Origin of the sequence: Steroidobacter sp., assembly GCF_036402275.1 — a bacterium.
Classification (GTDB): Bacteria; Pseudomonadota; Gammaproteobacteria; order Steroidobacterales; family Steroidobacteraceae; genus Steroidobacter.
Genome location: NZ_DASWTF010000028.1, coordinates 88,385 through 101,924, shown reverse-complemented (window position 1 = coordinate 101,924; position 13,540 = coordinate 88,385). Strand labels below are relative to the sequence as shown.

The following is a 13,540-nucleotide window of genomic DNA, read 5'->3' as shown; positions in this document are numbered from 1 at the left end:
GGCTCACTCCTTCAGAAAATTCGTCACCTCCCGTATGAACTCCTCGGGCTGCTCAATGTTCGACAGGTGCACCACGGGCAGCACCACCAGACGCGCGCCAGGAATGGTCGCAGCAATCGCCTCGCCATGGCTGGCTGCCGTGACCGTGTCATGCCGCCCCGCGATCACCAACGTCGGACGACTGATGAGCGCAATCGTGCGTCGCAGATCGGCATCGCGCACCGCCGCCCATGCGCCGGCGAGCCCGTGACGATCGGTTGACAACAACATCGAGCGGAATTCCTTCACGACTGGCGCATCCGACTCCAGCCACGCCGCCGGAAACCAATTGCGAAGAAACATTTCCGCGGTGTCCTTCATATCGGGCGCTCGCTCGACCGCGCTGATCGCCGCGTCCCACTGCCGGGCCGGCCCGAGATACGAGGCGGTGTTGGCGACCACGAGCTTGTCGATGCGCTCGGGCGCGTGAATGCCCAACCACTGCCCCACAAAACCACCGAGCGACAGCCCCAGAAAGTGGGCTTTGTCGATGTGCAGTTCGTCCATCAGCTCGAGCACGTCACGCCCCAGACGATCCAGCGAATACGCGCCGGCCGGGACGCCCGATGCGCCATGCCCCCGCATGTCGTACCGAACCACGCGATAGTGACGGGCGAGCGCGTCGACTTGACCATCCCACATGTGCAGCGAAGTGCCGATCGAGTTCGACAATATGAGCACCGGCCGATCCTGTGGACCGTCGATGCGATAAGCGGTACGTACGCCATCGCCCGTGGTGAAGAAAGATTCGGCGCGTGCAGACGAGTTCGTGGCGAGATTCATCGGAAGATCTCCTGGTTGGCTATAAGCGAAATCGTAGCCACTCACCCGTTCAGTGGATATTATTAAGTTCGGACAGACTCTGTAACGATCTCTGACAATGATCCAGTTCACTCTGAACGAGCTGCAGTGCTTCGACGCCGTGGTGCAGGCGGGCGCATTTCAAGCGGCGGCGACTCGGCTGCATCGATCCCACCCAGCAGTATTCGCGGCCGTCGCGAAGCTCGAACAGCAGCTCGGCGTGCAGTTGCTCGATCGCAGTGGCTATCGAGTGCAGCCCACTGAGGCGGGCCGTTCGTTCCACCGGCGCGTACAGGCGCTGTTGCAGTTGGCGGAGGACGTCGGCACGCACGCCAAACAGCTGGCGATGGGCGAAGAAACTCAGCTGCGCGTGGTGCTCGGCGACCTATGCCCCCGCCCTGCTCTGCTAGGTCTGTTGAGCACTTTCTTCGCTCGCTTCCGTCAAACACGGCTGCACGTGCACTTCGAGGCGGTCACCGGTCCGTGGGAGCGCTTGTTCGACGATCAGGCGGATCTGATCGTCCACCGCGTCGACAAAACCGATTCGCGTCTGGAATGGATCGACCTCGGCAAAGTGACACTGACGCCAGTGGCGGCGCCGGGGTTCTTGCCCTTCCCTGTTTCCTCCACGATTTCACCCACGCAGATGCGCGATCTCACTCAATGCGTGATCCGCGACACCACGCAGCGTGGGCCGGGAGAAAGTCATTACATCGTCGCCGGCGCTCACCAGTGCACCGTGGCGGATCACAACATGAAAAAGGAGCTCATCATGCAGGGCATGGCTTGGGGCCATCTGCCGCGATTCCTGATTGAAGATGAGCTGCGCGACGGCCGCCTGCTTTCTCTCGCTGGCCGGCATTACCCCGGTATCACGGAAGACCTGGTTGTCGCACGCCGATTCGATCGGCCACATGGGCCTATCGCAACACGGCTCTGGTCGTACCTGCAGGAGCAAGCAGCCGTAGTTCGCGATCAACTCGCACCGGGTTCCACTCGCCGTACAGTGCGTGCCAAACGTAAGAGCCGACGCCGATAACTACTGCGGTCGGGTCGCCCGGGCCCTCCGTGGCCCGGTGTGAGCTGACGCTCGATCGAAATCAGAACCTGAAGACTCCGTTCGCTGTAATCATGTTGAAGTCGCCGTCTTCGATAGAGATGGCTTCGTACTCGGCACGCAGTTCGAACGAAGCGCCGACGTTGATCGAGGCGCCCACCGCATAAGAGACATCGTCCTCGCTGAGGCTGTCCGTGGCGAACGTGTCGCCGTTCACCCGGCCCTTGAAATCGACGTCGTACGAAGCGAGGCCGAGTTTGCCGTAGAGGGAGAACGCATCGTTGAGCGGCAGGCGGCCGAGCGCCGAAACGATCAGGCCGCTCAGGCCGATCTCGAGCGTGGCCCGTGCGCCAGGGACGGCGACGATGGTTTCTTCCGGCGCACCGCCATCGAAGTAAGCGGCTTCAACCGCGAAGTACTGGTTGAAGTTATAACCGCCGAACACCTTGAACGCGGTGTCGTCCGAATCGAATGTGAAATCGCCAAGGTCCTCGTCCGTTATCGTGTCCTGCTCGACCTTCGCCGTGCCGACGCCCGCGCCCACGTAGAAGCCGGGTTGAACCTCGGCAAGAACGGTCGTGCTGGCCAGCAGGCCAAGCAGAGCCAGTCCGTTCAAAGCCATTCGCTTATGCATTGAGAAACTCTCCCTTGAGTGCGCCCTCGGCGTGAGCACCCCGCTCCCGCCTTCCGAGGGCAGCGCGGAGTATGCCGTTTACAATTGCTTACAACCGCATGGCAGGGCTGTCAGGGCTTTCGAATTGAGAGGCGCATCACGAGTTGCAGAGCGCGCGGGATTCGATTAGGCGAGCTATATCGGCAGGCTCTACGGATGAGCAATCACCACTAGCGTTGGTGCGCGAGAAAGCGCGCATCGCAAGCACCGATCCAGCGTGTCTGGATCGAGCGCTGCGAAACTCTCGTCGAGAACGACTAGTTCGGCGCGCTGTAAGAGAGCGCGGGCCAGATACAGTCGGCTGCGCTCGCCGTGCGAGAGTTGCCATCCGGTTTCGCCGATCATTTGCATGACGCCCGAGGGCATTCGTTCGAGCAACTCGCCCAGGCCCAGCTCACGACAAAGCTCGGTTGCTTCGTCGAGGTCGGCCTGTTCGGGAGGCCAGCGGCGGCCCATGAGTAAGTTGAATGCGAGCGTGCCGCTCAGTACGTGATTCTCATGAAATTGCGGGGCGGCGGTGCTCAGCCGCCGCCATGTGTCGCCCCAGGTGTGGCGGTCCAGGCCATCCAGCAGTAGCAAACCCGATTCGGGTTTGCGTAAGCCGACCAGCAGTGAGGCGAGCGTCGACTTGCCGCCGCCCGAGGGGCCTTCGAGCAGAATGCGATCTTTGCGATGGATGGTGAAGTTACATCCGTCGATGACCGGCGCCGATTGGGGTCGTTGGCGGAAGACCAGATCGCGTGCCTGCACGAGCACTCTGGCTGATTCAGCGGGCGGCGGATTCGTTTCGGTAGCGAATGAAATTGTGCCGGGAGAAGGGCTCTCCTCGCTTGCAGCGGCGAATAACGGTGCAACCTCCTTCGCCGCAACTGCCGCGCGTAGCAATGATGAGAGGCCGACGGCGATTGAGCTCAGCGCGCGATGTGCGAGCAACACGCCACCGAGGGCGATTGCGAGACCGGCTGTCTCAGCACTGCCAGCGACGAACGCCGGCGCGAGGCCAGCTAAGCCAACGACGAGCCAACCGCGCGGGACACCTGCGGCGAGAGGAACATACGCGCGGTCGAAATCCTTCGAGGACGTGAGATAACGGTCGAGCTCGTGATCTTCGTCTTCGTGTCTGTGCTCGGACGCTTGTTGGACCATGCGAGTGCGATGGCCCACCATTCGCTCGATGAGGTCATGAGTCAAGCCTAACCGCGCTTGGCTCCAGCTTTGCAGCCGACAATAGTAGCGTCTCGCGAACATGGCTGTGACAATCAGCCAGCCGAGTAGCAACAAAACATGCCACGCGCCCCCGGCTCCCATCGCGAGAATCCAAGCGGCCAGACACAGCTCGACCGTCGCGATCAGCACGGCGAAACCGCCGCTCAATGCCAACGACTCCAGAGCTTCCGACTCGATCACACGGCTGAGCCACTGGCCCGCGCCACGCCGGCGCGCTTCCTCCATGCTCATCTTCAGGGCGCCAGTCAGTAGGCGCTGCTTCAGCAGGACGGCCGCAGCGATAGCTAACGTTCCCTGCAGCCAACCACCGGCCAGACGCAGCGGCACCGTGCCCAATAACAACAACACCCAGGCAAGTAGCCATCCGGCATCGAGCTGGCCGGCCAACGCGCTGCGCCCGATGAGCGACCAGCCAGCGATCTCCAAGGCAAACAGCGCACCGAAAATCGCCAGCATCGCGATCGATCGGCTCGGCAGCCGTTGGTGCTGCAGTTGTTTCCAGAAACTGGCCGTCGGTGGAATTCGCAGCAACCAGCAGCCCGGCACGCGCTGGCCGGCCATGCGTTCCTGCACCAGCAACCGTTTGATCTTTTCTCTACGCCGGGTCGCGATGTTTGTTTGATCCAGCAGCGCATCGACATCCGCGATCACCGGCCGCTCCTGCTCGGCGCAAAGCGAAGCCTTCACTCGGTCGAGCGGGAACTCGACGATGCGCTGATCGGGGCTCACAAGTAAGGTCATGCGCCCGCGCGAACGAAGCAGCAGCAGGACCGATGGCTCACCCGACTCTCGCCCATCGATCTCGCGATATCGCAGCAGCGCGGGTCCTGCTCCTTGAAGCAACGCTTCGACCTCCGCACCGCTCGCTTCGACGGGCTCGACTTCTATGCCTTGTGTCGCACCGATGTGTTGAAGCCAGCGATCGAAGTCTTCATCTTCTGGCGTTTCACGGAATGTTGGCAACGCCGAAGCAGCGACGTGCCAAGGTTTCATGCCCGCACAGCGCGCCAGCGAGGCTACCGCTTCAGGCATACGGCCCAGGGGCCATGCGAGCGCGGCGAGCTCACTCATGGCCAGCGTTGCTCCGTGCAGTCAGAAAGACGCGACTCGATTCGTGCAGTCGTCCGCCGTCCAGCCGAATCCTTCGCCACAGCGTCGCGTTCCAAATGCCTTGACGAAGCGACTCCTCCACGTCCAGCAAGTTTCGATATCGCGAGCCCACGGCGGCGGCAAGCTCTTCGGGCCGTCCATCTTCCACGATGCGTCCGTTCTCGACGACCAGCACACGAGGGAACACCCGTGTTTCCCCAACGTCGTGAGTCACGCAGATCATCGTCGAGTCCTGCCAGAAGCGGCGGATCTCGGTCAAATGGCGATGCCGCTGTTCGCGATCGAGCCCTCTGAAAGGCTCATCCAGCAACGCGAGCCGCACATTCCGCTGCCACATCGCTCGGGCGAGTCGCAATCGCTGCCCCTCGCCTCCCGATACAGATGCCCCACCTTCAGCCAACACCGTCTGCAATCCGTGCGGCTGGCCGATCAGCATTCGAACCAGATCGGCGCTCTCGAGAATTTGTGTCAATGCCGAATGGGAACCGGCGTTCGCGCTGTATCGCAGGTTGTCCAGCAGCGAGCGATTCCAGAGTTGTACAGCGGGATCGAGCCACGCGGTCTCGCCACGTAGTTGTAACAGCCGCGCAGCGGTGAGAGCCACACCATCGATGAATACAGAACCCGCAGCGGCTTGATGCCAGCCCAGCAGCAATCCCAACAGGCTCGACTTGCCCGCGCCAGAAGGCCCGACGATTGCGACGTGCTCGCCAGGCCGGATGGTCAAACAAACATTCTGCAGGATCACGTGGCCCGCCGCGACGACCTCGACGTCCTTCATTTCGATTGCGACGGCGGCGGGTCGCTCGACCGGATGGGGTCCTGGCTTGCGCGTCGTTGCGGCCTGAGGCTGTTCCGGCGCCTTGATCGGTTCAAGCAGACGCAAGGCGACGTTGCGTTGCGCCGGATACTGAGCCACCAACGTTGCCAGGCCCTCAGCCAGCGTTGGCAACTTCACCACCCAGTAAACCAGCAGCAGCAAACTGCCAGTGACTCCCACCGACTCGACGTGTCTCAGCAGCAGCCAACCCGCCAGCGAAATACAAACCAAAGACTGCAGCGCCTTCACCAGCAATGTCGGACGGAGCACACTTCGCGCTGCGCGGGCCCACTCTGCTAGCAAACCTTCGTGCTCGCGTCGTACCGAGAGCTCAGCCGAGTGAGTACGAATCGGCACGATGCCCAGCAAGGCATCCAGATAGAAGCCATGTAACGCGCCCGCATGACTGCGGGCGCGCATGTCGCGCTCACTCAACATCGGCTGAGCGGCGATCAACGATCCGATGGCGAGAATGGCGATCGCAGCCGCAAGCGGCAGACTCTGCACGTCGATGAATGCGATGCCGAGCAACGTAAACATCAGCTCCCAACCCAATCTCACCATGCGGGCAGCGAGATCGGGCAGCTGCCGTGATAAGTAGATGCTGTGCGCGCGTTCCGCCACATCGGAGATCGGCCTGCTCTGAAAATAGCGGTCGCTGAGCCGCGGCAGCTTCTCGAGCAGCAGTAAACGCAAGCGCGTTTCCAGCCGCCGACCAAGTCGCAATGACTCTTCCACGATGGGGAACTCGAAGATCCATAGCAGCGTCGTGAAGCACAGCAAGGCGGCGAACGCCACGGCCCGCTGGCTCGCGACACTCAGATCCCGCGCGACCTCGAACAAGCCGCGAAACAACAACGCTTCTATGACTAGAGCGCCGACAGCAAGACCGAGCGCCGCGAGCAACGCCGCAGGAGTGAGCACTCCATCGGCTCGTATCATGTTCCATAGCTCCCGCATCGGATGCACGGCGCGCTCGGTCAACGCGGCGCGCAGTTCAGGAGCCAGTGCCTCCTCGGTCTCGGTGGTTGATTCCAATCGGCCACGAACCCGCAGCAGCACCGCTCCGCGAAGCGTCAACTCCTCGCCATTGCTCTCCTCAACCGGCAACACCGCCCAATAAAGAAGCGGAATCGCTCGGCACGTGCCAGGAGCTTCCTCCGCAGTGCGCGCCACCAATGTTTCCAACAACTGGATCGCTTGCCCTCCGCGCCGGATTCCATCGCCAGCAACGAGCGCGCCGAGCAAACGCACGGCAGCGTCCAACGTGGCCATGGCATACCAATGATTCCGTTGCGTGGCGCGCGCAACGATCTCGTCGGCTGCTGCCGGCGACGCACCGAGCGCCCGCAACCGACCGACCATGATTCGCAAGGTTTCGCTGGAAACAGCCCATTCGTGCCAATCGACCGCCGGCACGCGCATACGGTGAGGAAACAACTCTCCGGTGAGCCGACGACAGGTGGTCCATCGCCGCCCCACGGCTGGATCCATGACCTGCAACCAACGACCGAATCGCCGCCACACGATGACGAAGTGAGTCATGCCGTTGGGCTGTTTGATCGTGACCATCGCCGGCAACGCATTCGCCTCGGGCACCCACAGGTAATCCCTGGGCAGCATGACTTGCTCGACGTCGAGACCCAGCTGGCGCGCCACCGTCTCGATCATGTCGATGGAGGTCCCGTCGATGGACGTCTGGCATGCCTCGCGCAGGCGTCCATAGCTGGCGGGAATGTGAAATCCTTCGAGCAGACATTTCAGAGCGGCAGGCCCGCAGTCCATGGCCGAAGTCTGGACGACTTCTGCGGCCCACCATCGCCGGTGGCCGTCGGACACGTGTTCCTTGAAGGAGGACCAGAGGCTCACGTGTTAGACCCGCGCCCCTGACCTGACTGCGCTAATCGCTGTCCTGCCGCTCGCAAAGCCAGCACCAGCGGAGTCGTGCGCTCGACGGCCACTTCCACCGAACCGGGCAACCCGTGTTGTAACATTCGCGGATCCTGACCTGGCTCCGGAACCAGCTCGACTCGAATGCGGCCGTTGCGAATTTCACTGGCCATCCGTTCGACCCTGAGAGCCAGCGTGCCGAACTGCGCCCACGGAAAACCATCGAGCCGCATGCGTGCGGATTGTCCTGGCGTAACCCGCCCCATGACCTGCTCGGGCACGAATTCGGCAACCACTCGCAAATTGCCGGACGGCACGACGCTGCCGAGCACCCCACCTTCGTCGACGAATGCGCCGACGTCCAACTGTGGCGCCTCTCCGATCACGCCGGCGACGGGCGCGCGGATGATATGTTTCTCGATATCCTGGCGCAGCCGCGCGATGGTCGCCGTCGCCAGCTCGCTTTCACCCTTCAACTCGGCTACTTCGCGTCGCAATCCTTCGAGAGAGGCGCTTCGTTCACTGGCCTTCCCATACGCATCCGCTTCGAGCCGTTTGATCTCGAATGACAGTGCGTCGGCGGCCGAGCGTGCCTTCACGGCTTCCGAGCGTGCGCGCAGAACTTCGATTTCAGCCACGCGTCCCGAAGCGCTCAGCTGCGACAGACGACGAGAGTTTTCATCGGCAAAGCTCGCAGTCGCGAGCGCCTCCTGATACCTCGCACGCGCGTGCTCCACCGCACTGGACGTAACCCGCTGTGCTTGCGCGGCCGCATTCTCTTCGTCTGCAAGCTGCTTCTCCAGCGCCTGTAGTTGCGGCGGAATGGATCTGAGCCGCGCCTCCTCTTCTTCGAGCCGCAGCCGTTCGCTGCTGGCGTCGAACTCCACCAGAACTTCACCCGCCTCGACGCGCTTGCCGAGCCGCACCGAGGTCGAAAGAATCTTTGCCGGCAACAGCGCCGAAATCGGGTGCGCGGCCTGCGCCACTTCGAGCCGCGCCGACATCGACAGCTCGTAAGTCGTCACATTGGCAAGCGACAGCCAGCACAGCCAGGCCACGAGCAGCGCCGCCGCCAGTCCCCAGATGAGAAGGGCGTATCGCGAGCTGTCATTCGAAAGGGAACGGCAGGTGCGTGAAAAAGAAGTGGCCATGACTGCAAGATCGCACTGACTGTGGAAAGCCGTCGCCACGACCCGCTGCCGGCGTGCGAACAGTGGCGACGGTCCCGTTCCCTCGGAATCCGTTAGGAGCAACCTTGCTCCGGATACGTTCTATTTAGCGCTTACACTCCGCAGCGTGCCCCGCCGCTGCCCGGCGGAAGGATACCTGCGCGCACTTGAGTCTTGACCTTCATGGTCGTCTCCTGTCATGGCAGTCCGTGCCCATCGCACGTGGATTGGCCAGCCCCATGCCGGCCGGTTAGAAAATCCGGATCAGGCGCCGCAACGGCCGCCGCCCGGAGGCGGAGCGATGATCGCGCCCGCACGCACCGTGGTTTTGACTTTCATGGTCTCTCTCCTGTCATCATCCGTGCCCATCGCACGTAGATCCGGCCAACCCCACGTTGGCCATATTCCGTGAGCGCCGCGGCTAGATTCGCGGCGAAATGTCGATCGCTTCGCCGGTGACGACGATGCGCAGCTGCAACTGGTCCTCGAGCTCATCCACCAGATAAGGCAAGCGGCCACCTGCGCTCGCGAGGTGCTCCGCCGTGTACACGGATTCGAGCAATCGATAATGAATAGCGAGATCCGAACCGGTGAGCGCTCGCGACGGCCGCTCGCGGCCGAGCAATCGATTGATGTGCTGCTGAATCTCGTCGCTGGCGCGGACGATCGCCTGCTCCCGGCGAAAATAGTCCATCAGCACGGCGGTCATACGTGCGATCGCGGCGTCATCGGCGCCTTCGATGCCGAGAAAACGTTCCTTCAACAACGTTTCCAGACGAGCACCGACCTCAACATCGTTCCCGACTGGAACGGCGGCAATGCGGTCCTCGAGCGTCTCCTGATGAAACGACGATCCCGCTGTATGCAGCGCATTTGCCGACCGCGCATACATCTCGGTATAGACCTGCTCGCGCTTGAGCCGCCGCTCCTCGGTGTTCTGCCGCGTGAGCGTGCGCAGGAATACGAGACTGCGCTCGAGTCTCGCCTGGAACGGCCGTACCCCATCCGCAGTGGGTCCGGTCCATTCCGCAACGATGGGCACGAGCTGCTCGTAGGTCCGAGTCATCGCCGGCCACCGCGAGAACACCACCGAGTACGCCTGCAGCCCATGCAAAACGTATTCAAAGACTTTGTCGATATCGCCCAGCGCCGCTTCGACGGGCTCCGGGAGAACCACCGATGCGGCGTCTTCGATGGCCTGCCCATCCATGATCACTCGCAGAAACTCTTCGATCATGGCCCGCGGGCCGGCGCAGACGCCGTGGTCCGAGATGAAAATGTTATTGCGCTCCGCGTACGCGTAGAGCTCGGCGCTCGTCATCGGCGCATGCAACGGCAGCGTCGGCTCGAGGTCTTCCGAGAACAACATGTGATGCATGACCATCCGGACGCCGTCGGTGACGCGGTACATCGATGAGAGCACCGGATGCAGCTGGCCGTTCTCAACCCGATCTCGAGTACGCAGCATGAGATAAGAAGGTATCGACAACACCAATGCCGACAGGCAATGCAGGTCTCCCACAGTCCATCCGTGTCGAGCGTGTGGAAACTTCTGCAGATACACTTCACGGACACGCAGCAATGCCACCATCATCTGTTTCCAATGCGCTCGCATGGACTTCAGCGCCGATACGTTCATCGGCAGCTCATGTTGGTAGCGACTGCCGGCGTGCGGACAGGCGCGCCACTCCGTCGGCACCTCCACACGCAATGCCTTTGGAAACACATTGCCCTCGCCGACCTGACGTCCTTCCGCATCCATGGCCACGTGCGGAATGCGATACAGCGGCAGCACCAGCTCGAGATATCCAAGCTCCAGAGCGCGGCCGGTCAGCTCTGGAATGAGAGTTTCAGCTTCGAGCCAGGTGCGCGGGACTGCGCATGGCGCAGGAGGCAGTGGCGAGGGTCGCGACAGCTCGCGTGATGGGGGCAAGTCCAGCTCATCTTCAGAAGTCGCATGCCGCAGCACGCCCTCCTCGACGAGCTGTTCGAGCAGCTCCTGGATGCGAGGCCATTCGTAATGCGGGCCCCACGTTGTCGCCGCGCCAGCAATGAAGCGCGGCTGCTTCGCCAGTCCTTCGCCGAACTCGAATAACTCCGGCTCGTCGAACGAAATTTCCTTGTCGCCGTAGTAAAGACGCAGCTCCGTGCCGCCGCCCTCGCCCGTCATGTATTGCACGAAGACGCGCTTGTGCTTCGGAAAGATCAGCTCGTCATCGGCCTTGAGCCAGCCCGCTCCACGCTCCTGGCCCACACTGTCCCGCACTGAACAGCTTTCGCGCGATTCCATCTGCGTGCATCTCCTTTGCGTGTGAGCGGTCCGGCTCCTGGTCCTTCGCTATTGCGCCGGCGTACATTCTCCGAGCGGCGTGAAGATCGCGTCGTTCGGATCCAGCTCCAGGAACGGCTGCAACGGCTGCCACGATCCAAGCGCCCCCACGGCTTCGATGTGACGCGTGCCGGTGGTGTCGAATCCGTCTTCGGCAAGCCGCAGTTCGGGATGATCGAACGGCGCCATCCGATGTTTGACCCGCCAGTCGGTCAGCGACGTGAGGAAAGCCACGAGTTGAGTCTCCTGCTCGGCGCTCAGACCCAGCGGCACAATGCTCTTGTCCAGATCCCGGGCGTTCAAGCGACAGAAGTTTCCGCCGCGGTTATAGAACTGCACCACCTGGCGCAGCGTGGCGACGCCGCCATTGTGAAAGTAAGGCCCGGTGAGCTCGACATTGCGCAGGCCCGGCGTCTTGAAAGCGCCATCCACCGCGACGCGCTGGAATGCCGGCTCGATGGGGTCGCTCGGCTCGCAGATGCCGTTGGCATTGGCGTCCTGACAAACGGCGCTGCCGAGATCCTCGTCCTTTGCGGGCAGACCATCATTGCCGATGATCGGGAAACGCATCGGCAACAACTCCAGCCGCTCGTACAACGCCTGGCGCGAGTAGGCCAAGGGATAGCCATTCAGATCGTTGCCGCCGCGACCGACATCATCCGTGGTCGGCGTCACGCCAATGTTGTAGAAGCCGGCGTCATACACCGCCGTTCCTTGTCCCAGCGCCATCGCGCTGATCGCAGTCTTGCCGCCTTGCGTATGTCGCACCGAAGCCTTGGTCAGCTCCGGGCCCGCGTGACAGTCGAGACACTTGCCCTCGTTGACGAACAGATTCAGCCCCGCGAGCTCCTTCTTGCCGAAGCCATAGTTGTAAATGCCCGTCTCCATCCACAGATCGAACGGCGTGATGTCGGCGACCAGCGTCGACTCGTACAGTGCGATCGCAAGGCCGAAGAACAACGGGAAGTTCGCCTCCATCTGAGTGAAGGACTGGACACTGGGCGTCGACAACGGAATCATTTGCGTCGAGTTCCAGTAGCGATCGTGGAACGCGCGCTTGACCAGCGCTTCGTACGATGTCGACAAGCCACGCGCCGGCGCGTTCGACAACGAGCCCAGCACGGAATCGAGACGATGCACCTTCTGCAAGCCGAGCGGAACGAGTCGCTTGCCTTCCGGTGAAAAGCGCAGCAGCTTCACGCCGATTTCGGCGAGGGTGCGACCGTTGCGCTGCGCCGGGTTGCCATAGGACATCTCGACGAAACTCACCGGCGCGTCCATGGCCTGCGAAGCGAGGCTGGCGTTGTCGAGTGCGATGGTCTCGCTCACCATGCCCTGTCCGGGACGGTTCACATACACCCTCGCAGCCAGATCCTGCGCGCCGAACGCACTCGCGCCATTGAAGTGCGGATTGGCGCGGCCGTCCCAGAAATTGGCCAGGTTGAATACAGCGTTGATGACCGAAGGGGCGTTGCGCGGCTCGACGCGTCGGACGTTGCGCCCGCCGACGTGCCACGTCGGATCGGTCATCAAGGCGCCAGCGTCGAAGGGCGAGCCGGGCCGCACGCCCTCGAAGAACGTAAACAGCGTGCCCATCGAAGAAATGATGTCGTTGCTGTTGTTATTGCCGGGAAGCACTCGCCCGTCCGGCGCGCGGTAGTATTCTTCGATGGATTTGACGAGCGGAAAATCCTCACGCGTCACCGTCTCGTTCGGTTGCCGCGTTTCGAAGTTCACATCCGGGAGAGGTTGACCGAAGTAGTAACCGATCACGTCGTCCACGCGCTCGTCCGGAATCGTGAGCCGATCCGGATTGAATTGATTCCTGGTGCGATTGTCGGCGCCGGCGTGATAGTGACAGCTGGCGCACGCCATGACGCCGTCGCTGCCCACTTGCATGTCCCAAAACAAGGCCTTGCCCAGCTGCACGGCCGCCTTGCGATTCTTCACGAACTCATCGAGCTGCGTCGGCAACGGCACACCTTTGTCGAGGCGCACCGCCCGACGCAGCGAATCCAGCCCGAGCGCCCGCGCCTGCTGTGGCGTCTTGATCGGTTTAGTAGCGCCAGGCGAGCTCCCGCTCGTTTGCGCCGTCACCGCCGCCGACCAGAGCAAAGCGACGCCACCCGCGCCGATCAATACGAACGACGCGTGCCGCAGAATCCGGAAAAAAATAGTCGAGGAAGACGGCGCAGAAATGACGCCAGCCGAGCGATCCATGCTGATTTCTCCACGAGTTGGTTTTTATCGAAGTGAATATTTGTTGTCTAATATCGCCGGATATTCAAACCCCAGAACAAACGTCTCGTTGCCTCGTCAAGTCGTCGAAGGCGGCACTCTACAGCGAGCCGAAAGCAGAATCCACGCCCCCGTCGTTCGTCACAATGGTACTTCAGTACCGAAAACGAACGACTACGGCAAGCGT

Annotated in this window: 8 protein-coding genes; 1 reads left to right on the top strand and 7 read right to left on the bottom strand. The window is 62.1% G+C overall.

Annotation, left to right across the window (positions count from 1 at the left end):
* Positions 1 to 3: 3 nt before the first annotated feature.
* Positions 4 to 822, bottom strand: a complete 819-nt coding sequence (gene pcaD / locus VGD45_RS13200; protein WP_331155779.1) for a 3-oxoadipate enol-lactonase — start codon at positions 820 to 822, stop codon at positions 4 to 6.
* Between the two features lie 97 nt (positions 823 to 919).
* On the opposite strand from pcaD, the gene VGD45_RS13195 reads away from it, so the two are divergent.
* On the top strand, positions 920 to 1,879 hold the full coding sequence (locus tag VGD45_RS13195) for a LysR family transcriptional regulator (RefSeq protein WP_331155778.1): 960 nt from the start codon (positions 920 to 922) through the stop codon (positions 1,877 to 1,879).
* A gap of 61 nt (positions 1,880 to 1,940) precedes the next feature.
* Here VGD45_RS13195 and VGD45_RS13190 read toward each other — a convergent pair whose 3' ends face one another.
* From VGD45_RS13190 to VGD45_RS13165, 6 genes are all read right to left on the bottom strand, one after another.
* Positions 1,941 to 2,531 (bottom strand): porin family protein, encoded by a 591-nt coding sequence (locus VGD45_RS13190; protein WP_331155777.1) that lies wholly within the window; start codon positions 2,529 to 2,531, stop codon positions 1,941 to 1,943.
* A gap of 189 nt (positions 2,532 to 2,720) precedes the next feature.
* Positions 2,721 to 4,868, bottom strand: coding sequence for an ABC transporter ATP-binding protein (locus VGD45_RS13185; RefSeq protein ID WP_331155776.1), 2,148 nt, complete (start codon positions 4,866 to 4,868; stop codon positions 2,721 to 2,723).
* Positions 4,861 to 7,596: an ATP-binding cassette domain-containing protein gene (locus tag VGD45_RS13180; RefSeq protein ID WP_331155775.1), complete on the bottom strand. Its 2,736-nt coding sequence runs from the start codon at positions 7,594 to 7,596 to the stop codon at positions 4,861 to 4,863. The genes VGD45_RS13185 and VGD45_RS13180 overlap by 8 nt, the downstream gene beginning before the upstream one ends.
* A complete protein-coding gene (locus tag VGD45_RS13175) occupies positions 7,593 to 8,768 on the bottom strand; it encodes an HlyD family secretion protein (protein ID WP_331155774.1) in 1,176 nt (391 codons plus the stop codon). The genes VGD45_RS13180 and VGD45_RS13175 overlap by 4 nt, the downstream gene beginning before the upstream one ends.
* 439 nt (positions 8,769 to 9,207) lie before the next feature.
* A complete protein-coding gene (locus VGD45_RS13170; protein ID WP_331155773.1) occupies positions 9,208 to 11,076 on the bottom strand; it encodes a hypothetical protein in 1,869 nt (622 codons plus the stop codon).
* A 48-nt stretch (positions 11,077 to 11,124) separates the two neighbouring features.
* Complete coding sequence (locus VGD45_RS13165) at positions 11,125 to 13,335, bottom strand: cytochrome-c peroxidase (protein WP_331155772.1); 2,211 nt, start codon at positions 13,333 to 13,335, stop codon at positions 11,125 to 11,127.
* Positions 13,336 to 13,540 lie beyond the last annotated feature (205 nt).

Coding starts and splice junctions, on each gene's coding strand:
- pcaD (WP_331155779.1), bottom strand. CDS start 822: ATGAATCTCGCCACGAACTCGTCTGCACGCGCCGAATCTTTCTTCACC.
- VGD45_RS13195 (WP_331155778.1), top strand. CDS start 920: ATGATCCAGTTCACTCTGAACGAGCTGCAGTGCTTCGACGCCGTGGTG.
- VGD45_RS13190 (WP_331155777.1), bottom strand. CDS start 2,531: ATGCATAAGCGAATGGCTTTGAACGGACTGGCTCTGCTTGGCCTGCTG.
- VGD45_RS13185 (WP_331155776.1), bottom strand. CDS start 4,868: ATGAGTGAGCTCGCCGCGCTCGCATGGCCCCTGGGCCGTATGCCTGAA.
- VGD45_RS13175 (WP_331155774.1), bottom strand. CDS start 8,768: ATGGCCACTTCTTTTTCACGCACCTGCCGTTCCCTTTCGAATGACAGC.
- VGD45_RS13170 (WP_331155773.1), bottom strand. CDS start 11,076: ATGGAATCGCGCGAAAGCTGTTCAGTGCGGGACAGTGTGGGCCAGGAG.
- VGD45_RS13165 (WP_331155772.1), bottom strand. CDS start 13,335: ATGGATCGCTCGGCTGGCGTCATTTCTGCGCCGTCTTCCTCGACTATT.